We start from the raw sequence: 22,437 nt of genomic DNA, 5'->3' as shown, positions 1-22,437 counted from the left end.
ATGCATCACCCCTGCTCGTGCTGCAGCGCCCAGCTGCGGAAAAAATCCAGCAGAGATGCCAGCCGCAGCGATAGCACGCGATGCTTATTGCGCACCAGATAAAAATGCCGGCGCAACGTCGGCAACGGCGTTGCCAGTTCAATCAGCCGGCCCGACTCCAACAGATCCTTCACGACGGCGCGCGACAGGCAACTGATGCCCATGCCTTCCGCCGTGGCGCGTTTGATCGCCTCCGAATTGCCGAACTCGCACGCCGACGGCAAGTGATGCAGGTAAGGCAGCAAGGCATGTTCAACTGCTTCACGGGTGCCGGAACCTGCTTCGCGTAACAGCCAATCCGCCTCGCTCAGTTTTTTCAGAGTGAGTTTTTTGCCTTGCGCTGCCAGCGGATGCGTCGGCGAGGCAACCACGATCAGTTCATCCGTCATCCATGGCTCGACCAGTACATCGCTGGCATGGCACGGCCCTTCGATCAACGCCGCATCGACGTCGAAATTGCTGACGGCGGCAACGATGTCCGCCGTATTGGCCACCAGCGCACGCACGCGCAATTGCGGATGATCGTGACGGTAGGCGGCAACCATCTCGGGCAGCATGTAACTGCCGATGGTGGTGCTGGCGCCAATATGCAGTTCGGCACCGGCCTGATCAGGTGCAAGGAATTGCTGCTCGATAGTGTGTGCGGCGTCGAGCATGTGCTGCGCCTGCGGCAACAGCAGACGGCCGTTGTCGTTCAGCACCAGCCGCTTGCCGACGCGGTCGAACAACTGCACGTTCAAACCGGCTTCCAGCTCATTAAGCGCCGCGCTGGCCGCCGATTGCGATAAGGCCACCGTTTCCGCCGCCGCAGTTGTACTGCCTGACTGCGCCACCGCCAGAAAGATTTTTAATTGCCGCAGAGTAATTTTCATGAAGTTCGTCAATCAACCTAATATTTAGGTAGATATTAACAAAATAACGCGTTTTTCTTTTAAATGGCTGTGCGATAAAGTGCCTTCATTCCGCTCACCCCTGAATGACAGGCACATCATGAACACCTCGCCGATCTCCGTCACAGCCGTCCCCACATCGCCGCTGGCCCGCTTCATCCCCGGCCTGGCGCTGAGCGCAACACTGGCATTGGCCTCTATCGAAGTCAGCAAGAACGCCTGGCTGCAGGCGCATGGCTTCAGCGCGCTGACGGTCGCAATCGTGCTGGGCATGCTGATCGGCAACACGGTATTCCCGCGTGTCGCCGCCAGTTGCGGCAGTGGCGTAGCCTTCTCCAAGCAAAACCTGCTGCGCCTGGGTATCGTGCTGTACGGCCTGCGTCTGACCTTTCAGGACATCTCGCAAGTCGGCGTCAGCGGCGTCGTCATTGACGCCTGTATGCTGATGTCGACCTTTGCGCTTGCCTGGTTCGTCGGCGTCAAGGTATTCAAGCTGGATCCCAATGCCGTCATGCTGATCGGCGCGGGCAGCTCGATCTGCGGCGCAGCGGCGGTAATGGCGACGGAGCCGGTGCTGCGTGCGCGCAGCGAGCAAGTGACGGTGGCGGTGTCGACCGTGGTTGTATTCGGTTCGGTGGCGATCTTTCTGTACCCCGTGTTGCATGGCCTGAACTTCCTGCAAGGCCACGCCGACTTTGGCGTCTACATCGGCTCGACCGTACATGAAGTGGCGCAGGTGGTGGCTGCCGCGCGCTCGATTGATGAGCACACCGCCAACACGGCCGTGATCGCCAAGATGGTTCGCGTAATGATGCTGGCGCCGTTCCTGCTGATCCTGTCGGCTTATGTGCAGCGCGGCAAGTCGGCTGCCTCTGTCGGCGGCAGCAAGACTTCCCGCATGGCTGGCGTTCCCTGGTTTGCGTTCGCGTTCATCGGTGTAGTGGCGCTGCACTCGCTGCTTCCGATCCCGGCTGCCATCACCGGCGCCCTGCTCGACGCCGATACTTTCCTGCTGGCGATGGCGATGGCGGCACTGGGCCTGACGACGCATCTGTCGTCGGTAAGGCGCGCCGGAATGCGTCCTTTGCTGCTGGGTGGATTGCTGTTTGCGTGGCTGATTGTGGGTGGTGCAGCGGTCAATGCTACGGTGACCAGCCTGCTTTAGTCAGCTTGCTTAATGCGTTGAACCCTGAACGATCAGTTCACGAATAATGCGGATGGTATCAATATCCGCCTCTTCATACGCAGAGCGACGGAACTGGTCGTAGAAGGCCTTCTCGGTATCGACTTCTTCCGGCGCACCGTCGTCGTATTCAAAACGTACGAACAGCGCCTCTTCTTCCGGCTCTTCGATGGTCATGCTTAAACTCGATGTCGGGATCTCGCCCTGCGCCGGCACCAGGTAATGCACCCGCACTTGCGGCTCATAGGTGACGACGTCGTGAATGCGCAATTCGCCATAGCGCAGCATGCGCTTTACCGACGCCTCCGTCTTGTCGGACAGCAAGCATTCGTCGAGATGCTCCATGAACAATTGCGGCGCTTCAGCACGCATGACGAGCCCGCGCCAGAGTTGTTCGCGTGTCAGATTGTCGATCAGCGGATTGAGCGGATCGTTGATTTGTATCAAGTGATTGAATTTCATGCTATGACCTGTTTCCGTATGCCTCCATTGTCCCACAGAAGGCCCCGGCTCGGCTTGCCCGGCCTGCTACAATGGCGTGTTATCCCCCACCGCACCGAATCGATCCCCGCATGTCTGCTGCCCCCGCATTTGGCCTGAACGCCCCGCAAAGTGAAGCTGTGCTGTATATGAACGGCCCTTGCCTGGTGCTGGCCGGCGCCGGTTCGGGCAAGACGCGCGTGATTACGCAGAAGATCGCCCATCTGATCGAGAACTGCGGCTACGAATCGCGCCATATTGCCGCGCTGACCTTTACCAACAAGGCCGCGCTGGAAATGCAGGAGCGTATTGCCAAACTGCTAAAGGAACCCAAGCAGGCAAAGCATCTGACCGTGTCGACCTTCCACTCGCTGGGCGTGAAGATTCTGCGTCAGGAGGCCAAGCATCTGGGCTTGAAGGATCGCTTCTCGATCATGGACAGCGACGATTGTTTTTCGCTGGTACAAGATCTGGCGGTGACGACCGACAAACAGTTGATCCGCCGTATTCAGAACTCGATGTCGCTATGGAAAAACGGCCTGGTCGATCCGGATCTTGCCCTCAGGAATGCTGTCGACGAAGAGGAGGCCGTGGCCGCCCGTATCTATCGCAGCTATGTCGCCACGCTGTCGGCCTATCAGGCGGTCGACTTCGACGATCTGATCCGCTTGCCGGTGGAACTGTTTCGCAATAACGAAGAAGTGCGCGACCGCTGGCAGCGCCGCTTGCGCTATTTGCTGGTGGATGAATATCAAGATACCAACACCTGCCAATACGAGCTGGTCAAGCTGCTGGTCAGCGGCATCGGCAAGAAGCCGATGTTTACTGCCGTAGGTGACGACGATCAGGCGATCTATGCCTGGCGCGGCGCGACGATTGAAAATCTGAAGACACTGCAGATCGATTTTCCGAATCTGCATCTGATCAAGCTGGAACAGAATTACCGCTCCAGCACACGCATTCTGCAAGCTGCCAACTCGGTGATTTCCAACAATCCCAAGTTGTTTGAAAAAGCGTTGTGGTCCGAACACGGCCTCGGCGATCCGATCAAGGTCATGGCGATGGACGACGACGAAGCCGAAGCCGAGCAAGTCGCCATCATGCTCTCGGCGCATCGCTTCGAGCGGCGTGCGAAATTCTCCGACTACGCCATCCTGTATCGCGGAAATCATCAGGCGCGCATCTTTGAAAAAGCCTTGCGGCGCGAACGCATTCCTTACGTGATGTCGGGTGGACAAAGTTACTTTGACCGAGCCGAAATCAAGGACATCATCAGTTACCTGCGCCTGATCGCCAACCAGGACGATGATCCGGCGTTCATCCGCGCCGTCACTACGCCGCGCCGCGGTATTGGTCAGGCCACGCTGGAAGTACTCGGCACGGTGGCCGGTCAGTGGCAGTGCTCGCTGTTTGAAGCGGTCTACAAGGGTGCGCTGGAAGACAAGCTGCCCGACAAGCAATTGCTGCCGCTGCGTCAGTTCTGCGATTTCATCAACAACCTCGAATCGCGCGCCAGCCGGCCCGGCCCCTCCGGCAGCGGAGAAAACGCGGCGCTGGTGCTCGACGACATGATGGAAGCCATCAACTACGAAGGCTACTGCTATGACGCCTTCGACGAACGCCAGGCCCAGGGCAAATGGCAGAACGTGGTCGACTTCACCACCTGGTTGAAAGAACGCGGCAACGGCGGCAAGGATGGCGAGGGTGAAGAAAAGAATCTGCTGGAACTGACCCAGATGGTGGCGCTGATGTCCATGCTCGAAGGCAAGGACGAAGAGCAGGATGCGGTGCGCATGTCGACGCTGCACGCCTCCAAGGGACTGGAATATCCGCACGTGTTTCTGATCGGTGTGGAAGAAGGCATCCTGCCGCACAAGGGTGACGCCGATGCACCGGCCGAGACGATCGCTGCGCGAATCGAAGAAGAACGCCGCCTGATGTATGTCGGCATCACGCGCGCCCAGCGCAGCCTGCAAATCACCTGGTGCAAACGCCGCAAGCGTGCACGCGAATACACGGCCTGCGACCCCTCGCGCTTCATCAAGGAAATGAACCTCGATGTCGGCGACGCCGTCCCGAAGGAAAGCGAAGTCATCACGCCGCAGAACCGGCTGGCCAATCTCAAGGCCTTGTTGCAACAGCCGCGCACTACGCCCACGCCTTCAAACGACTGATTTGACCTGCGCACTGCGCTAACGCGATGGTCAAGCGCAATGCTTCAACACGAGATTGCATCACTGCGTATAATTTTCTTCGGGGAAACACCCCGGCTGCACGATGCGACTCATGCATCTGCAGCATCCGATAACAATAAGGAGGAGAAGACATACTTTCCATTTTCAGGAAACAATTTGCGCAGTTGTATCTATCATTGCTGGCGTTACTGCTGCTGGCATCTGCCGGCGCGCAAGCCAGCACCATCACCAATGTCGAATTTCAATCGCCCACGCTAGGGCGTGCGTGGAATTACAACGTCTACCTGCCGACCGGTTACGAGACATCCAACCTGCGTTATCCGGTGCTATATCTGCTCCATGGCAATGACGGCCATCGCAACGACTGGCCGGTCAAGGGACGCATCCAGGCGACGGCCGATGCCTTGATCGCGTCCGGCGACATCCCGCCTGCCATCATCATCATGCCGGACGCCGGTACCACCTGGTTTGTCGACCTCAAGGAGAAAGTCGAAACAGCGTTCTTCGCCGATCTGATTCCGCAAGTGCAAAAGCGTTTTCGCACACTGACAGGACGTGATGGCCGACTGGTAGGCGGTTTGTCGATGGGCGGCTACGGTGCGATGCGTTTTGCACTGAAGTATCCGGAAAAATTTCAGGCTGCCGCATTGCTGAGCCCCGCCATCTACAACCCGGAGCCACCTGCAACTTCCTCGGCACGCTTCGTCAAGGTATTCGGTTCGCCTGATTTTGATCCTGCGATCTGGAAGGCACACAACTATCCGGCGCTGTGGGATGAGTTTCTGAAGAAGAACATCAAGGTGCCGATGTATATCAACTCAGGCGACGACGACGATTTCATGATCGAGAGCGAAGCGACGCAGTTCTACTCGCTGCTACGCAAGAACAAGCAACCTGCCGAGCTGCGCATCGTCAATGGTGCGCATGCCTGGCCGGTATGGGAGTCGACCATCGGCGACGCGCTTAAATACATCTTCCAGACTGTCCGCCGGCCTGAACAATAACCGGGTGGAATAGCTCACGATCAAACCCGGCCGTCACTACGGCGACCGGGCTTGAGCGGGATTCTCGACTGTTGCATATTTCCCAATAGCGATGCGCCATCGACGCATCCTTACGGCATATTGACCGTGCTTTTATCCGCATTTCCGCCACAAAATGCGTTTATCGCCCCGGTAAACGTTTACAATCCTCCCCTTTCCGAATTCCCCTGAATGCATTGACTGACGTGGCTTCGGTGTCCGCATTGTTTTCATTTTTACAAGGTAACTCATGAACAAGTTTTTCAAACAATTCGTTCCCCTGTTGGCGCTGGTGTCCGCGCTGTCTGCTTGCGGCAAGAAAGACGAACCGGTTGCTCAGGCACCGGCAGCAGCTCCCGCAGCCAAGGTCTATCTGGTTGGCGTGGAATCGGCATACGCACCGTTTTCTGCTGAGAACGAACAGAAAAACGTGGTCGGCTTCGACATCGATGTGATGAAGGCGCTGGCGCAGAAGATCGGTATTGAAGTGAAGTTCGTGCCGACACCGTTTGAAGGCTTCTTCAACTTCCTGGCGCAAGGCGACCGCGACCTGTTGATTTCCGCCATCACCATCACCGATGAGCGCAAACAAACCGTTGATTTCTCCGAGCCTTACTTCGAGGCATCGCAATTGATCGCCGTGGCGGCCGATAACACCAAGGTGCAAAAATTCGACGACCTGAAGACGCTGAAGGTCGGCGTACAGAGTGCTACAACCGGTGACGAAGTTGTACAGAACCTGCTCGGCAAGAACAGCGCAAACATCAAGCGCCTGGACTCTACCCCATTGGCGTTGAAGGAACTCGAAACCGGCGGCGTTGACGCCGTGGTGGCCGATGATGCAGTGGTCAAGAACTACATCACCAACAATCCGTCGAGCAAGCTGCGTACCGTCTCCGATGCCGGCTTCCCGAAAGAGTATTACGGCATCGCCGTGCGCAAAGGCAACACCGAGCTGCTGAACAAGGTCAACAAGGGCATGGCCGACCTGAAGGCTGACGGCACCTTTGACAAGATCAGCGCGCAATACTTCGGCGCGAAGAAGTAATTTTTATCCCGCGTTGCTGTCGGCCTTCGATCAAGAGAATCTAGGCTGGCAGCGGCGCTGCGGTATAATTCGACCAAATGCGTAATCCAACCGGATTGCGCATTTTTCATGTCCACTACTCAATTTCCCATCATGGATTTCCGCTGGAGCATCATCGAAGGCTACGCGCCGCTGTTCATCAAGGGCTTCTTCATGACGCTGGAAGTTGCCGTGATCAGCATCATCGCGGGCACCGTGATGGGGCTGTTGCTGGGCATGCTGCGGCTGGCCGATGTCCAGCATGGCGTGTGGAAATATGTGTTGCGCGTGACCAAATGGATTGCCGGTTTTTACGTGGCCTTTTTCCGCGGTACACCGCTGTTCGTGCAGATTCTGCTGATCCACTTTGCCGTGATGCCGGTGCTGATTCATCAGGATAACGGCCTGCTGATTTCCGGTGAACTGGCGCGCACGATCAAACAGGATTACGGGGCTTTTGTGTCAGGCATCGTGGCCTTGTCGCTCAATGCGGCGGCGTACATTTCCGAAATTTTCCGCGCCGGCATCCAGTCGATCGACCGCGGCCAAAGTTATGCGGCATCGAGCCTGGGCATGGGTTATCGCTTGCGCATGCGCTATATCATCCTGCCACAGGCGTTTCGCCGCATGCTGCCGCCGCTCGGTAATGAAGCGATCACCTTGCTCAAAGATTCCTCGCTGGTGTCGACCATCGGCCTGGCGGAACTGGCCTATGCCGCACGCACCGTCGCCGGCAATTACTCCCGCTATTGGGAACCGTACATCACGATCTCGGTGGTGTACTTCACGATGACCATTTGTCTGGCCATGCTGGTTGCCCGACTGGAAAAGAAATACAGTGCCCCATCCCGCCACTGATCAAAAAACCATAGCCAACGCCGCCACGGTAGCTATCGTAGGCGGCGGCCCGGCTGGCCTGATGGCTGCCGAAGTGCTGGCGCTCAACGGCGTGCAAGTTGACCTTTACGACGCCATGCCGTCGGTCGGGCGCAAATTTTTGCTGGCCGGCAAAGGCGGCATGAACATCACCCACTCGGAAGACATCGACGGTTTTCTCTCCCGCTACGGTACACGCCGCAAGGACATTGCGGCCATGCTGCGAGACTTCGGCCCGGATCAATTACGTGCGTGGATACATGGGCTTGGCATTGACACTTTCGTGGGTAGTTCCGGCCGTGTTTTTCCTGCCGACATGAAAGCCGCGCCACTGTTGCGCGCGTGGCTGCATCGCCTGCGCGAGGCCGGTGTGCGCTTTCACATGCGGCATCGGTGGCAAGGCTGGGATGCGAATGGAAAATTGCGCTTCACCACGCCTGAAGGAGAAGTCTCGGTCGCCGCCTCGGCCAGCATTCTTGCGCTCGGCGGCGGCAGTTGGGCGCGACTTGGTTCGGACGGTGCCTGGATGGCGCTGCTGCGCGAGCGTGGTGTCGAGCTTGCGCCGTTGCAGCCTTCCAATTGCGGTTTCGATGTCGACTGGAGCGAGCACTTCCGCAGCCGCGCTGCGGGGGAACCGCTGAAGACCATTGCAGCGACCGTGATGCTGAACGACGGCACGCCTTTGCGCCGCCAGGGCGAATGCATCATTACCGACAACGGTATCGAAGGCGGTCTGATCTACGCCTTGTCGGCGCCACTGCGCGATGCCATCACACCTGCTGCACCGGCGACACTGTATCTCGACTTGCTGCCGGACTGGATGCCCTCGCGCGTGCTGAGCGAGCTGCAGCATCCGCGTGGCGCACGGTCAATGTCCAGCCATCTGCAAAGCCGCCTCAGGCTAAAAGGTGCAAAAGCGGCGTTGCTGCGCGAATGCACCAGCGCGGAAGATTTTCAAGACATGCGCAAACTGGCGCAAGCCATCAAGGAGCTGCCGGTTCGACTGCGTGCTGCGCGTCCGATTGATGAAGCCATCAGCAGCGCCGGCGGTGTACCATTTGAAGCGATGACTGACGATCTGATGCTGCATCCCGTGCCCGGTGTATTTTGCGCCGGCGAGATGCTGGATTGGGAAGCGCCGACCGGTGGCTACCTGCTGACCGCCTGCTTCGCCAGTGGGCGCGTTGCCGCACAAGGCGCATTGCGTTGGTTGAACCTGCCATCAACCGACAAGGAGAAAACATCATGATCGACGAAGAACGTCTGATCGACATCGAGCTGAAGCTGACGCATCAGGAGGACACTGTCGATGCCCTCAACAAGATCGTCTATGAGCAGCAAAAGAAAATCGACGAGCTCGAAAAGCTGCTGACGACGCTGGCGCGGCAAGTCAAAGATACCGCAAACAGCATCAGCGAACAGCGCAGCATCGAGAACGAAAGACCTCCGCATTATTGATCGAACCGGATCGCCCCCGGCCGCGCGCCGGATCTGCATTGACCACACGCCCCGCTCCTGAATGAATACCGCCATTCGCCGCATCGCGCACCTCGATATGGATGCCTTCTACGCATCGGTCGAACTGCTGCGCTATCCGGAGCTGCGCGGCCAGGCGGTCGTCATCGGCGGCCGCTCGGTACATCAGCCGGTCATGCGTGAAGACGGCACGCGCGAATTTGCAAAGCTGCGCGACTATGTCGGCCGCGGCGTCATCACCACCTCTACGTATGAAGCGCGCGCGTTGGGCGTGTTCTCCGCGATGGGGATGATGAAGGCCGCACAACTGGCCCCCGATGCCATTCTGCTGCCTGTCGACTTCGATTCGTACAGGCACTATTCACGATTGTTCAAGAAGGCGGTGGCGAGTATCGCGCCGCTCATTGAAGATCGGGGCATTGATGAAATCTACATCGATCTTTCAGAACACGACGAAGAAACACGGACTTTGGCGACACGCATCAAAGCTGCAGTCAACGAGGCAACCGGCCTGTCATGCTCAATCGGCGTAGCACCGAACAAATTGCTCGCCAAAATCTGCTCCGATCTGGAGAAGCCCAACGGCCTGACCATCATCGGCATGGATGACGTTGCCACGCGGATATGGCCGCTTGCCGCCCGCAAGATTAACGGCATCGGCCCCAAAGCGGCAGAGAAACTGACAACCCTGGGAATTCTGACCGTCGGCGATCTTGCCAAAGCGGACGCGGGCCTGTTGCAAGATCATTTCGGACGCAGCTATTCGGCCTGGCTCGGAAACGTGGCACAGGGCATCGATGATCGGCCGGTATCGACCAGCTCCGAACCAAAATCGATCAGCCGCGAAACCACCTTTGAACGCGACCTGCACGCGCGCCAGGACAGAGAAAAATTATCTGGAATTTTTACCTCGCTCTGCGCACGTGTTGCGGACGATTTGTATCGCAAGGGATATGTCGGGCGCACCATCGGCATTAAATTGCGCTATGCCGACTTCTCAACCGTCACCCGCGACGTCACCTTACCCACCTCGACGGCTGATGCTGCGACCATTCGTCAGGCCGCGGGAGAATGTCTGCGGCGCGTTCCATTGGAACAAAGATTGCGGCTACTCGGGGTGCGAGTTGGCGCCTTGTCGAAGCCGGGATCGATGGATGACATGCATGAAGAAATTCAGGGCGAGCTCTTCGACGCAAATCGATCCGACACTCCCACATAAGTCCAGATTCCTCTATGAGGATTCGCTGTATCGTCATTGTGAGAATATAAGCGCCGTTGCGATGTCTACTCTCCAAGAATCCATTGGTGCTCCTGCGAGTCCACGCCTACACCTCCTCCCTGGCTGAGAACTGCGTCTTTCCCTTGCATTGAACGATGTCCCGACTGTGTCGTCACCTTGCTGTTTTACATCTATAAAAATGCAGATTTTTTTCTATTAAAAAATAGAAAAAGTACCCCTCCCCTCTCTAGCCCCATGACGGCTACGTTGTAATTTCCGTAGAAAAATCACACCACATAATCTTTAAGAGTTTTCTTATATTTTTCTCTGCCCCTGATCCTTACCATGCGTCCTGTGATTGAGGTTTGCACGAGAACTGGAATGCATTGTTGTTTGACGTGGAATGCACTACAGCACGTATTCCTGCGCGTTCGAGAATCTTGGAAATCACAACAACCTACTTTTACAATTCTTTGGAATACCCCATCATGAAAAAGACCATCATCTCCTCCCTGTTGGCAATTGCTGCACTGGCACCTGTCGCTTCGTTTGCTTCTGACGGCACTATCAATTTCACTGGCACTGTGACCAACCAAACTTGTACGATCAATGGTGGCTCACCAAACTTCAGCGTGACCCTGCCGAAGGTCTCCGCGTCGTCGCTTGCCACTGCTGGTGCTAAAGCCGGCCAAAAGCCATTTACCATTGCTCTGACAGCTTGCTCCACAAAGAGTGGCGGCGCACGCGCACTGTTCGAAATCGGCTCTGGCGTTAACACGAACACCGGCCGTCTGATTAACACGGTAACTGACAACACTGGTGCCAAGGGTGTTGAAATCGGCCTGGCAACAGCCAACGGAACAGACATCCTGGTTAATGGCGTTTCTACACAACCTCAAAGCTTCGTAGCAATTGACGCTAACGGTAGTGCCACGTTGAACTATCTGGCGCAATATGTCGCAACGGGTACAGTTCCAACAGGTGCTGGCGCCACCACTTCGAGCGTGACTTACTCGATCGAATATCAATAATACGCATCAAAGGCAGGCTCCCTTGCCTTAGTACGTAAATGAAGCCGCCTTCTGCGGCTTCATTGCTATATAACAGCACCACATCTGTGCACCGTCGTCAGTGCACCATTAACATCAACAGGGTGAAATATGCACCTCCACTTCAATATCTCCGGCAGCGTTTGCGCCTTGCTCGCCTCCTTTTGTGTCTTTTTGCATGCCATACCAGCCTCGGCCAGTGTCGTCATTAATGGCACTCGTGTCATCTTTCCGTCCAATGAACGTGAAGTTTCGGTACGCCTGACCAATGAAGGCGCCAGTCCCGGTCTGGTGCAGATGTGGATCGACAAGGGCGATCCAAAGTCAACTCCCAATGCAACTGAAGTACCCTTTTTGTTGACACCGCCGCTGTTTCGTGTCGATCCTGCCAAGGGACAGACAGTACGCATGATTTATAGCCAGGAGCCGTTGCCACAGGATCACGAGTCCATCTTCTGGCTCAATCTGCTGGAAGTGCCTCCACGTCCGCAAAACGTCGATCCAGATGACAGCAACTACGTGCAGATGGCTTTCCGCACACGTATCAAAGTGTTCTTCCGGCCGCAGGCGTTGAATACACAAGAACAGGTTGGCACTGCTCCTACAAAAGTCACGTGGAAGATCGTGCGTGACGGTGACACCTATTTTCTCGAAGCACAAAATCCAACGCCTTACTACATCAATGTCGTGAAGACCGGCCTGGTAAATGCAAACGACGAAAAAGAGGTCGTACCCAAATTTCTCAACGACGAGGGTGGCATGCTCGCCCCAGGCAAGCAAGAGCGTTACGCACTCAAAAATTTGAAGCAAACGCCTCCTGCTGCGTTGAAGGTGCGGTTCAGCTATCTGAATGATTATGGGGGAGCCGTTGACGTCGACAGCGCGCTGACGCAGTAGTCAACGTCGATCGTCAAAGCACACATCTCGCGAGGCGCCGTCACCTTATCGGAGGCGGCGCCTTCTTGTTTTAGGCTGGCGATAAAGAACAAAAAATTGCCGGACACGCGAACCTTATAAAATCACACCGGAAAGCTGGTTCGACTTCCGGCTGCGTGTAAAATGGACGCTTTTGCCCGAACGCTATGTGGTTTAAGAACCTTCAGATTTATCGCCTCCCCGCGCCTTGGGCCATCAGCGCCGAACAGCTCGAATCCTATCTTGCTCCGCAGAGCTTTGCAGCCTGCCCCAGCCTGGAAATGCAGTCGCAGGGCTGGGTTTCGCCGCGCGGTAATGAGCAGTTGGTGCACGTCGTCAACCGCCAGTTCCTGCTGAAGCTGGACACCGAGAAAAAACTGCTGCCCAGCACCGTGGTCAATCAAGTCACTAAAGCGCGCGCCGCCGAGTTGGAAGAACAACAAGGTTTTCCTCCCGGCCGCAAGCAAACCAAAGAATTGAAGGAACAAGTCACCGACGAATTGCTGCCACGCGCCTTCAGTATCGTGCGCAGCACCTGGACCTGGATTGATCCGGTCAACGGCTGGCTGATCGTCGATGCCGGCAGCTCCGGCAAGGCGGAAGAAGTATTGAAGTTGTTGCTGAAGGCAATTCCGAAATTTCCGCTCGAAACACTGCGCACAGTGCGCTCGCCGCTGTCGTCGATGACGGACTGGCTGGCTTCGGATGAAGCGCCGAGTGGCTTTACCGTGGATCAGGATACGGAACTGCGCGCCAGCGGCGACAGCAAAGCCACCGTGCGTTATGTACGCCATACGCTGGAACCGGACGACGTGCGCCGCCATATCGAATCCGGCAAACAATGCACGCGTCTGGCGTTGACATGGAATGATCGCGTGTCCTTCGTCCTGACGGAAAATCTGAGCGTCAAGAAAATCACGCCGCTGGATGTCTTGAAAGAAGACAACGATGTGACGAACAAGAACGACGACGAACGCTTTGACGGCGACTTCATGTTGATGACCGGTGAAGTCAGCAAGATGCTGGTCGACTTGATTGATGCGCTGGGCGGTCAGTTGCGCGAGAACGACGGATCGGCGGCCTTGGCAGCCTGATCGTTGATACCTGATCGCACACGAAAGACGCCGGTTGATCCTTGGATCTGCCGGCGTTTTTTATTGCGCCGGGCGCCTTTTCTTTGGCGCGATCAATACCGCATCGAGCGCCTTCATTGCGTGACAAATGGTATTGGCCAGACGCTCGCAGCTGATTCCGTCGCGCGCGCTCAATGACAAGCCATGCAATACGGCGGTGTAGTAGTCGCTCAGTCCATCGATATCCGCCTCGGGACTCAGCTCCCCCTGTGTTTGCGCCTGACGGAAGCGATGATCCAGGGCCATGCGTTTTTTGTGGCGGCGTGCACGCAATTCCTCAGCGTGGGCGCTATTTTCCGGCGCGCAATTAATTGCCGATGTCACCACCATGCAGCCCTTGCCGGCAAAAGTATCGACACTGGCGTGCAACATCTTGAAGACATCCTCGCGTACACCGTTGCCTTCTTTCAAGGCGTTCATGGGCGCGGCAGCTGTGGTGATCGAGTAGAACTCGACAGCCTCGCGAAACAACGCGTTTTTGTCGCCGAATGCGGCGTATAAACTCGGCGCCTTGACGCCAATGGCGGTCGTCAGATCGGCCATGGTCGTGCCTTCGTAGCCCTTGCTCCAGAATACCTGCATTGCCAGGCGTAGCGCTTCGTCTCGGTTGAAACTGCGCGGCCGCCCTCTTGTTTGCTGCATCGGAATGCTCCTTCGCGATCACATTGGTGTGGATTTTCTACGACCAGTGTAGCTTACTTTAATTTGAATTACAAAAATACCTTGACAAGATTTTCAGTAAAAATCTATTATGTAATACGCATTACATAAATATTGACTATGATGGTGCGAAGCTTCTTGTCTTGCCGGCAAGAAAGCGAACAAGCGAATCGGAAGGAATGGAAGCTGGGACGAAAGTAACACGAGAACCAGACTTCTGACCAGTTTCAGCGGACTGCATACGATGCAAAAATATGCGCATAATGTGACTCCGCCAGGACTGCTTTCTGCCGGTTTCATCCAACGATTCAAGGAAAATGCAGCGAAAGGAAATGTCATGACCCGCAAGACCCGTATAGAACATTACCGAAACATCGGTATCAGCGCGCACATCGATGCCGGTAAAACCACAACCACCGAGCGCATCCTGTTTTATACCGGTGTCAACCACAAGATCGGTGAAGTGCATGATGGCGCCGCCACCATGGACTGGATGGAGCAGGAGCAGGAACGTGGCATCACGATCACTTCTGCCGCCACCACCGCCTTCTGGAAGGGCATGGCCGGCAATTATCCGGAACATCGCATCAACATCATCGACACGCCGGGCCACGTCGACTTCACGATTGAAGTCGAACGCTCGATGCGCGTGCTCGACGGCGCAGTCATGGTCTATGACTCGGTCGGCGGTGTGCAGCCGCAATCCGAAACCGTGTGGCGCCAGGCGAACAAATACGCCGTGCCGCGCATGGCCTTCGTCAACAAGATGGACCGCGTCGGTGCGGACTTTTTCCGTGTGCAGAAACAGATCGGCGAGCGCCTGAAAGGCAACGCCGTGCCGATTCAGATTCCTATCGGTGCGGAAGACCATTTCCAGGGCGTGATCGACCTCGTCAAGATGAAAGCAATCATCTGGGATGAAGAAAGCCAGGGCGTCAAGTTCGAGTACCAGCCGATTCCGGCCGATCTCGAGGAGACCGCGCGCGAGTGGCACGACAAGATGATCGAGCAAGCGGCGGAAGCCAACGAACAACTGCTGGAGAAATATCTCAGCGGCACACCCCTGACCGAAGCCGACATCAAGCACGGCCTGCGCCTGCGCACCATTGCCGGTGAGATCGTGCCGATGCTGGCCGGTAGCGCCTTCAAGAACAAGGGCGTGCAAGCCATGCTCGACGCCGTGATCGATTATCTGCCGTCGCCGATCGACGTGCCAGCAATCAAGGGTCACGATGAAGACGACAATGAGATTGAACGTCATCCTTCCGACGACGAAAAATTCTCGGCGCTGGCATTCAAGATCATGACCGACCCGTTCGTCGGTCAGCTGGTTTTCTTCCGTGCATATTCGGGCATGGTCAATTCGGGCGACACCGTCTACAACCCGATCAAGGGCAAGAAGGAACGCCTGGGCCGCATCCTGCAAATGCATGCGAATGAACGCAAGGAAATCAAGGAAGTGTATGCGGGCGACATCGCAGCTGCAGTCGGGCTAAAGGACGTCACCACCGGCGACACGCTGACCGATCCGGATCACGTGATCATCCTGGAACGCATGGTCTTCCCTGAACCGGTGATTTCGCAGGCGGTAGAGCCGAAGACCAAGGCCGATCAGGAGAAAATGGGCATTGCCCTGAATCGACTGGCGCAGGAAGATCCGTCGTTCCGCGTGCGTACCGATGAAGAATCGGGCCAGACCATTATTTCCGGCATGGGTGAGTTGCATCTGGAAATTCTGGTTGATCGCATGAAGCGTGAATTCAACGTCGAGGCGACCGTCGGCAAGCCGCAAGTGGCTTACCGCGAGGCGATTCGTTCAACCGTCGAAGATGTCGAAGGCAAATTCGTCAAGCAATCCGGCGGACGCGGCCAGTACGGCCATGTGGTGCTGAAGCTGGAGCCGCTGCCACCCGGCAAGGGCTACGAATTCGTCGACGCCATCAAGGGCGGTGTCGTGCCGCGCGAGTTCATTCCCGCAGTCGACAAGGGTATTCAAGAAACGTTGGGCAGCGGCGTGCTAGCCGGTTATCCGGTGGTCGATATCCGTGCGACGCTGACTTTCGGCTCTTATCATGACGTCGACTCGAACGAAAATGCATTCCGCATGGCCGGTTCGATGGCGTTCAAGGAAGGCATGCGCCGGGCCAGCCCGGTATTGCTGGAGCCGATGATGGCAGTCGAAGTGGAAACGCCGGAAGACTACGCCGGCACGGTGATGGGCGACTTGTCGTCACGTCGCGGCATGGTGCAAGGCATGGATGAAATCGCCGGCGGTGGCGGCAAGATCATCAAGGCTGAAGTGCCGCTGTCAGAAATGTTCGGCTACTCGACGTCGCTGCGGTCGGCGACACAGGGGCGCGCGACTTATACGATGGAGTTCAAACATTATGCTGAAGCACCGCGGCATGTGGTGGAGCAGTTGACTACGGAGCGGAAGGGGAAGTGAGAGTTTGAGGCTCACGCTTCTTTGCGCTCACTTCCTTGGAGTGAGATAGCAAAATTCCTTTAGCTTTTTGTACGAAGTAAAAGCCCCGCTTAGTTTGCACTAAGCGGGGCTTTCACTTTTGTGAGGCATTGGGGCTCGCCCACGTTCCGCGGGCTGCAAATTCGTTTGCCCTTCGGGCAAAAAAGTGACGGCACAAACAAAAACGCCTGCTTAGTTTTCACTAAGCAGGCATTCGTGTTTTGGCGGAGCGGACGGGGCTCGAACCCGCGACCCCCGGCGTGACAGGCCGGTATTCTAACCAACTGAACTACCACTCCAGATTTTGTTTTCAGTCTCGCTGAAAGACCGCAATTATAGCCGAGCTTTTCCAGGAATTCCAGTACTTTTCTACAAATTAAGCCTGGAATTTACCTTCGAATGCCAATTTGCTCAGTGGCTCGCGCGGGCCGGGCAATTCGCGGGCTTGCAGGCCTTCCGGGAGAATCGATTTGTCGCCCAGTTTGCCGATCGCCACAGCCGCTTCGATCGAGTAGTCAGCAGGAACACCCAATTCGGTACGCGACTTATCCTTGTCGAAACCGGCCATCGCATGCGCATGCCAACCCGACAGGCTGGCTTGCAGTGCAAGGTATGCCCAGGCGGAGCCGGTGTCGAACGCGTGTGTAGTCGCAGGAACCGGAGTCGTCGAGCCTGGCGGGATCATTGTTGTCTTGGACAAGACGATGATCAGCACCGAAGCCTTCTCGGCCCAGCTGCGGTTGAATTCATTGAGCAAGCCCAGCAGGCTGTCCCATTGCGGTGTGCCGCGGCGTGCGAAAACGAAACGCCAAGGTTGCGAGTTGTAGGCGGACGGAGCCCAGCGTGCAGCCTCCAGAAAGGTCAGGACGGTTTCTTCGGAAATATCAGCGCCGGTATAAGCGCGCGGCGACCAGCGATTCAGGAATTGGGGATCGATAGGATGATCGGCGACACGTGGGTTGGTTTGCGACATTGTGGCTCCAGATGAGTGAAATATGTTGCTCTGCAAAACGAGCAGAGGGGCATCTTAGCAGGTGTTTTTCACCTCTGCAGCGCACGGCTCGGAGGCGTCCTCCGGACGTGTGTTGCCCAACAAAATTTGGCCCCTGAAACAGACGAAAAACTTCTACTTCAGCGCGGCCCCGGCCCTTCACCACCACCACGAGGACCGCCGCCGCCCGGGCCGGGACCGCACAACCACGGCGCGCAAACGCAACCGCCCAAAGAAAACAACAGGGCAATGCCGCCCACAAATAAACACAAACGTCGCATGACAATTCCTTTCGATAAAACATTCATCGTCGTACGACTGTACAAACAAAACCTGCTAAGCATCGTCAAGGTATTGCAACAAGAAACTACTGCGCTGCAACCCGCTTCCAGCTTGCGTTCCCAAGGCATCATGCTAAGATTTAGCGCATATAAAAGCAGACGGAGACAAACCCATGAATATCCTCAGAGAAGCGGAACGCGAAGTCTGGGTCGACGGCACCATCTACCAATTCAAATCGAAGGTAGAAGCCAGCGGCTTTGAAGACATGTGCCGCGCCATCGGCAAATTGCACAATGCCATGCAGTTGTATCCACCGTCGGCGATCCTGCAGACCGCGCCGCACGACCGCACCGAAGAAGTCTGACAAAAGACACGCAAAGCGGCATACAAAGCATCCGGACAGAAAAAAACCCGCGGGCCTTGCGGCTCGCGGGTTAAATCCAATCCTCAGGGGGGTGATGAATTGGAGGGGAGGGAGTGCTCAAGATACCGTCCCCTCACCCGTCCTTCTATCGTTTTTACACCCTGTAACATTCGTTACAGGATCGTGTTCCACCTACTCGCCCGCAGGTATTCCTGTATTAGCGGTCAAATGACTTGCTGAATTACTTGCCTATACAGAAGCGCGAGAAGATCACCCCCAGCAAATCGTCCGGTGTGAACTTGCCGGTAATGCTGCTCAAGCGCTCCTGCGCCAGACGCAGTTCTTCCGCAAACAAATCGAGTGACTTGTCGCTGGCCTGATTGTCGACCGACGCGTGCGCGGCTGCGCTTTCCAGATATTCGCGCGCCGCCTTCAAAGCGATCAGATGACGCTCGCGCGCCAGGTAGCGCGACTCCACCGTCTGCTGCCAGCCGGCGATGCGTAGCAGTTCTCCGCGCAGCAAATCGATACCGAGGTGATCGGTGGCGGACAGATAAATATGCGTCGCGTCAGACATCTGATCAACAGCCGGCTTGTGGCCGGAACGGTCGATCTTGTTCCAGATGCGGATAACGGGAACACCGTCCGGAAAACGCTCGGTGATTTTTTCATCTTCCAGTGTCGGCCCACGGTCAGCGTCGAGCATGTGCAGGATGACGTCAGCTTTGGCGACTTCACCCCAGGTGCGTTCGATGCCGATGCGCTCCACTTCGTCGGGGCCGCTACCGTCATCGCCCGCTTCACGGATGCCGGCAGTATCGATGATATTGAGCGGCATGCCTTCGATCTGAATCGTCTCGGTCACCTTGTCGCGCGTGGTGCCGGCGATCGGTGTGACGATGGCGACATCGGAACCGGCCAGCACGTTGAGCAGCGACGATTTGCCGACATTGGGCTTCCCCGCCAACACCACATTGAGGCCGTCGCGCAGCAAGGCGCCTTGTGAGGCGTGCATGAAGACATCGTCGAGTGTGGCGCGAATTGCGGCAAGCTGGCCGCGCGCATCAGACTGCTCGAGGAAGTCGATTTCTTCCTCCGGGAAATCGAGTGTCGCTTCGACCAGCATGCGCAAGTTGGTGACCTTGTTGACCAGATCGTGGATGACTTTTGAGAAAGCGCCGGACAAGGATTCTGAAGCCGACTTGGCGGCTGCTTCCGTCGATGCTTCGATCAGGTCGGCGACCGCTTCGGCCTGCGCCAGATCGAGCTTGTCGTTGAGGAAAGCGCGCTGCGTGAACTCACCTGGCTCCGCCAGACGCAGGCCGATCTCGGCACCGGCCTCAAGGCAGCGTGCCAGCAGCATTTGCATGACGACCGGCCCGCCGTGGCCTTGCAACTCCAGCACGTCTTCACCGGTATAGGAATGCGGCGCTTTGAAATAGATGGCGAGCCCCTGGTCGATGGCACTGCCGTCAGCACGCTTGAACGGCAGATAGGTCGCCTGACGCGGCGTCAGCGAGCTTTCATCCTTGCCGCAGATGGCTTGAACCACCGGCCACAGATTTTTGCCGGAGATGCGGACCACACCGATGCCGCCGCGTCCCGGGGCGGTCGCAATGGCGGCAATGGGAGAAGTATCAAGAGTCATGATGCGCACTGCTTTTCAAAAAGTAGGAAAACAAAGACGAAAAAAAGCCCGTGAAAATCATGCCACGGGCTTTTTCGACTAACAAGTAACTGATACGCAAGTCGTTAAGCCTTGCCTGCCTGCAGCTTTCTGGTGATGACCCATTGCTGCGTGATCGACAGGACGTTGTTCACGACCCAGTACAGCACGAGGCCGGACGGGAAGAAGAAGAACATCACCGAGAACACGATAGGCATGAACATCATGACCTTGGCTTGTACCGGATCCGGAGGAGTCGGGTTGAGCTTGGTCTGAATGAACATCGACACAGCCATCAGCACCGGCAGGATGTAGAACGGATCAGGAGCGGTCAGATCGTGGATCCAGCCGAGCCATGGTGCACCGCGCATTTCAACGCTGGCGAGCAGCACCCAGTACAGCGAAATGAACACCGGGATCTGAATCACGATCGGCAGACAGCCACCGAGCGGATTGATCTTTTCGGTCTTGTACAGCGACATCATTTCGCGATTCATCGCTTGTGGATCGCCTTTGTGACGCTCGCGGATCGCGGTCATCTTCGGCGTCACGGCCTTCATCTTGGCCATGCTGCGGTAGCTGGCAGCCGACAGCGGGAAGAACACAGCCTTGATCAGCATGGTCAGCAGGATGATGGTCCAGCCCCAGTTGCCGACATACGCATGGATGTGAATCATCAGCCAGAAAATCGGCTTGGCGATGATGGTCAGCCAGCCATAGTCCTTGACCAGTTCCAGACCTGGTGTGGTCTTTTCCAGCACGGAAGATTCTTGCGGACCGGAGTACAGGCGTGCGTCCATGGTGACGCTGGCGCCCGGAGCAACAGTGCCCAGCGGCAGGATGTTGCCGACTGCGTACAGGTTGGTGCCGATCTTCTTGGTGAAGATATCGCGCTGCGCTTTTTCAGGCGGGATGAACGCCGACACAAAATAGTGTTGCACCAGCGCGATCCAGCCGTTGTCGGACTTGTTGGCGTGCTGTTCCTTGCCTTCTTCGATCTTCTCAAAAGTCAGCTTCTGGAATTTTTCGGCATCGGTGTAAACAGCAGGACCGGTAAAGGTACTGTAGAAGTGCGATTCGCCGCCTGGCTTGTTGCCGTCGCGCACCAGTTGCAGGTACAGCGATGGAGTGATCGCGGCAGCGCTGTCATTGGTGACGGTGTGCTTCAGGTCGATGGTGTAATCACCGCGCTTGAAGGTGTAGGTCTTGGTCAGCTTGACGCCGTTTTCCTGCGCTTCCAGCACCAGTTGGACTTCATTGCCGTTGTCCAGTGCGCGTGCGCCCGGCTTGGCCGTGAAGATCGACTTGTGAGTCGGGAACTGGCCGCCGATCAGGCCGGATTCAGCCAAATAGGTATGGCCTGCGCTGGAGTCGAACAGAACCAGGTTCTTGGTCGGATCAACGGTATCGCGATGCTTCAGCAGTTCCAGACGCTTGAGTTCGCCACCGACGGTATCGATGTCAGCCTTGACGACATCGGTCGTGATAGTGATGGTCTCGCCCTTGGCAGCCGGCAGGCCGCCTGCGACATCAGCCGCACCAGCGGTGGTGCCTGCAGCGCCGGCAGCTTGCGGCACAGGCGATTTGGACGGGTCAGCGCCGGCAGCTGCCGGTGTCGCCTCTTGGGTTGCCGTCGGGAAAAACATCGACGGCTTGCCGTTATGGCGTTGCCAGCTGTCCCAAAGCAACAACAGGGAAAACGAGAAGACAACCCACAGGACGGTACGTTTGATATCCATAAGAGTATTGACCAATAAATCAGGAGTGGCTGCAACCGCCAGCGGTTACAGTGGGAGAGGAAGAATCTGGGGTGGTGGACTCAGGCACGGGGTCGAGTCCGCCTGGATGCCATGGATGGCACTTGCACAGGCGTTTGCCGGCAAGCACGCTGCCTTTCCATGCGCCATGGCGGCGAATGGCTTCTGCTGCATAGTCCGAACAGCTGGGATAGAAACGGCAATTCTGCCCGAGATAGGGGCTGACTCCCAGCTTGTAGGCGCGTAACAGCAGGAGTAAAGGCGTTTTCATCACTTATTTCCTGGCTTCCTGGCAAAGGCTGTCGCGTTCAGCAAAAAGGTGAACAACTGTGACAGCTCTTCGCGCAATTCCGCTTTCAGTTTCGCGTTGGTCGCCGGTCCGCTCTTGCTGTTGACCGGCTTCGACAAACGCACAATGCAATCTACCTGAGGCAATGCCAATGCCGTTTGCCGGAACAATTCGCGGGTAACGCGTTTGATCGTGTTCCGGGTGACCGCGCGCGGCGCCATACGTTTGGCGGCGACGACACCCAGACGGGCTAGCGGCAAGTCGTTGTTGCAGGCATACAGTACGAAATGCGCTGTACGATACACCGGTCGCAAACGAAAAACGGATGAAAACTCATCCGTTTTAACGATTCGCTGATCGCGTGAGTAGAGATAGGAAGGATCGCCTGTCACACAAACAGCAGCGCACTTTTCTGGCGTTG

Annotated in this window: 22 protein-coding genes and 1 tRNA gene; 13 read left to right on the top strand and 10 right to left on the bottom strand. The window is 56.6% G+C overall.

Going from position 1 to position 22,437, the window contains the following annotated elements:
• Positions 1 to 5: 5 nt before the first annotated feature.
• The gene (locus hmeg3_RS02690) at positions 6 to 911 is read right to left on the bottom strand and encodes a LysR family transcriptional regulator (RefSeq protein ID WP_094562368.1); all 906 of its coding nucleotides are present in this window, start codon (positions 909 to 911) and stop codon (positions 6 to 8) included.
• A 118-nt stretch (positions 912 to 1,029) separates the two neighbouring features.
• Here hmeg3_RS02690 and hmeg3_RS02685 point away from each other — a divergent pair, with 118 nt between their 5' ends.
• Entirely contained in the window at positions 1,030 to 2,094 is a 1,065-nt protein-coding gene (locus tag hmeg3_RS02685; protein WP_094562367.1) for a YeiH family protein, read from the top strand.
• 9 nt (positions 2,095 to 2,103) lie between these two features.
• On the opposite strand, the gene hmeg3_RS02680 is transcribed toward hmeg3_RS02685, so the two are convergent.
• Complete coding sequence (locus hmeg3_RS02680) at positions 2,104 to 2,574, bottom strand: SRPBCC family protein (RefSeq protein ID WP_094562366.1); 471 nt, start codon at positions 2,572 to 2,574, stop codon at positions 2,104 to 2,106.
• A 110-nt stretch (positions 2,575 to 2,684) separates the two neighbouring features.
• Here hmeg3_RS02680 and hmeg3_RS02675 point away from each other — a divergent pair, with 110 nt between their 5' ends.
• From hmeg3_RS02675 to hmeg3_RS02630, 10 genes are all read left to right on the top strand, one after another.
• Entirely contained in the window at positions 2,685 to 4,766 is a 2,082-nt protein-coding gene (locus tag hmeg3_RS02675; protein ID WP_094562365.1) for a UvrD-helicase domain-containing protein, read from the top strand.
• Positions 4,767 to 4,951: 185 nt separating this feature from the next.
• Positions 4,952 to 5,791 (top strand): alpha/beta hydrolase family protein, encoded by an 840-nt coding sequence (locus tag hmeg3_RS02670; RefSeq protein ID WP_198361776.1) that lies wholly within the window; start codon positions 4,952 to 4,954, stop codon positions 5,789 to 5,791.
• A 268-nt stretch (positions 5,792 to 6,059) separates the two neighbouring features.
• Positions 6,060 to 6,857, top strand: coding sequence for a basic amino acid ABC transporter substrate-binding protein (locus tag hmeg3_RS02665; RefSeq protein ID WP_094562363.1), 798 nt, complete (start codon positions 6,060 to 6,062; stop codon positions 6,855 to 6,857).
• Positions 6,858 to 6,989: 132 nt separating this feature from the next.
• The gene (locus hmeg3_RS02660) at positions 6,990 to 7,733 is read left to right on the top strand and encodes an amino acid ABC transporter permease (RefSeq protein ID WP_094562362.1); all 744 of its coding nucleotides are present in this window, start codon (positions 6,990 to 6,992) and stop codon (positions 7,731 to 7,733) included.
• A complete protein-coding gene (locus hmeg3_RS02655) occupies positions 7,714 to 9,000 on the top strand; it encodes a TIGR03862 family flavoprotein (protein WP_094562361.1) in 1,287 nt (428 codons plus the stop codon). The genes hmeg3_RS02660 and hmeg3_RS02655 overlap by 20 nt, the downstream gene beginning before the upstream one ends.
• Positions 8,997 to 9,209 (top strand): SlyX family protein, encoded by a 213-nt coding sequence (locus hmeg3_RS02650; protein WP_094562360.1) that lies wholly within the window; start codon positions 8,997 to 8,999, stop codon positions 9,207 to 9,209. The genes hmeg3_RS02655 and hmeg3_RS02650 overlap by 4 nt, the downstream gene beginning before the upstream one ends.
• Positions 9,210 to 9,270: 61 nt before the next feature.
• Complete coding sequence (gene dinB, locus hmeg3_RS02645; RefSeq protein ID WP_094562359.1) at positions 9,271 to 10,446, top strand: DNA polymerase IV; 1,176 nt, start codon at positions 9,271 to 9,273, stop codon at positions 10,444 to 10,446.
• 488 nt (positions 10,447 to 10,934) lie between these two features.
• On the top strand, positions 10,935 to 11,477 hold the full coding sequence (locus hmeg3_RS02640; RefSeq protein WP_094562358.1) for a fimbrial protein: 543 nt from the start codon (positions 10,935 to 10,937) through the stop codon (positions 11,475 to 11,477).
• Positions 11,478 to 11,606: 129 nt separating this feature from the next.
• A complete protein-coding gene (locus hmeg3_RS02635) occupies positions 11,607 to 12,392 on the top strand; it encodes a molecular chaperone (protein WP_094562357.1) in 786 nt (261 codons plus the stop codon).
• 185 nt (positions 12,393 to 12,577) lie between these two features.
• Positions 12,578 to 13,504, top strand: coding sequence for a recombination-associated protein RdgC (locus hmeg3_RS02630; RefSeq protein ID WP_094562356.1), 927 nt, complete (start codon positions 12,578 to 12,580; stop codon positions 13,502 to 13,504).
• Between the two features lie 60 nt (positions 13,505 to 13,564).
• On the opposite strand, the gene hmeg3_RS02625 is transcribed toward hmeg3_RS02630, so the two are convergent.
• A complete protein-coding gene (locus hmeg3_RS02625) occupies positions 13,565 to 14,185 on the bottom strand; it encodes a TetR/AcrR family transcriptional regulator (RefSeq protein ID WP_094562355.1) in 621 nt (206 codons plus the stop codon).
• 355 nt (positions 14,186 to 14,540) lie between these two features.
• On the opposite strand from hmeg3_RS02625, the gene fusA reads away from it, so the two are divergent.
• Positions 14,541 to 16,649: an elongation factor G gene (gene fusA, locus hmeg3_RS02620; protein ID WP_094566097.1), complete on the top strand. Its 2,109-nt coding sequence runs from the start codon at positions 14,541 to 14,543 to the stop codon at positions 16,647 to 16,649.
• Between the two features lie 240 nt (positions 16,650 to 16,889).
• Here the strand turns inward: fusA and hmeg3_RS02615 are convergent.
• From hmeg3_RS02615 to hmeg3_RS24880, 3 genes are all read right to left on the bottom strand, one after another.
• Positions 16,890 to 16,966, bottom strand: a tRNA-Asp gene (locus hmeg3_RS02615).
• Between the two features lie 77 nt (positions 16,967 to 17,043).
• Positions 17,044 to 17,640 (bottom strand): nitroreductase family protein, encoded by a 597-nt coding sequence (locus hmeg3_RS02610; protein WP_094562354.1) that lies wholly within the window; start codon positions 17,638 to 17,640, stop codon positions 17,044 to 17,046.
• Positions 17,641 to 17,798: 158 nt separating this feature from the next.
• Positions 17,799 to 17,939 carry a hypothetical protein gene (locus hmeg3_RS24880; RefSeq protein WP_198361775.1) on the bottom strand — a complete coding sequence of 47 codons (141 nt, stop codon included), beginning with the start codon at positions 17,937 to 17,939 and terminating at the stop codon, positions 17,799 to 17,801.
• Between the two features lie 173 nt (positions 17,940 to 18,112).
• On the opposite strand from hmeg3_RS24880, the gene hmeg3_RS02605 reads away from it, so the two are divergent.
• Positions 18,113 to 18,304, top strand: a complete 192-nt coding sequence (locus tag hmeg3_RS02605) for a hypothetical protein (protein WP_050476320.1) — start codon at positions 18,113 to 18,115, stop codon at positions 18,302 to 18,304.
• Positions 18,305 to 18,545: 241 nt separating this feature from the next.
• Here the strand turns inward: hmeg3_RS02605 and mnmE are convergent, their stop codons facing one another.
• The 4 genes from mnmE to rnpA form a co-directional block, all read right to left on the bottom strand.
• Positions 18,546 to 19,952 carry a tRNA uridine-5-carboxymethylaminomethyl(34) synthesis GTPase MnmE gene (gene mnmE / locus hmeg3_RS02600; protein WP_094566096.1) on the bottom strand — a complete coding sequence of 469 codons (1,407 nt, stop codon included), beginning with the start codon at positions 19,950 to 19,952 and terminating at the stop codon, positions 18,546 to 18,548.
• Positions 19,953 to 20,056: 104 nt separating this feature from the next.
• Positions 20,057 to 21,709: a membrane protein insertase YidC gene (yidC, locus tag hmeg3_RS02595; protein WP_094562353.1), complete on the bottom strand. Its 1,653-nt coding sequence runs from the start codon at positions 21,707 to 21,709 to the stop codon at positions 20,057 to 20,059.
• Between the two features lie 19 nt (positions 21,710 to 21,728).
• Positions 21,729 to 21,998, bottom strand: coding sequence for a membrane protein insertion efficiency factor YidD (gene yidD / locus hmeg3_RS02590; RefSeq protein WP_094562352.1), 270 nt, complete (start codon positions 21,996 to 21,998; stop codon positions 21,729 to 21,731).
• The gene (gene rnpA / locus hmeg3_RS02585) at positions 21,998 to 22,408 is read right to left on the bottom strand and encodes a ribonuclease P protein component (protein ID WP_198361774.1); all 411 of its coding nucleotides are present in this window, start codon (positions 22,406 to 22,408) and stop codon (positions 21,998 to 22,000) included. Before rnpA ends, yidD begins: the two co-directional genes overlap by 1 nt.
• Between the last annotated feature and the right edge of the window lie 29 nt (positions 22,409 to 22,437).

The organism is Herbaspirillum sp. meg3, assembly GCF_002257565.1.
In the GTDB taxonomy this organism is placed as follows: Bacteria; Pseudomonadota; Gammaproteobacteria; order Burkholderiales; family Burkholderiaceae_D; genus Herbaspirillum.
This window is presented reverse-complemented; position numbering and strand designations above follow the sequence as displayed.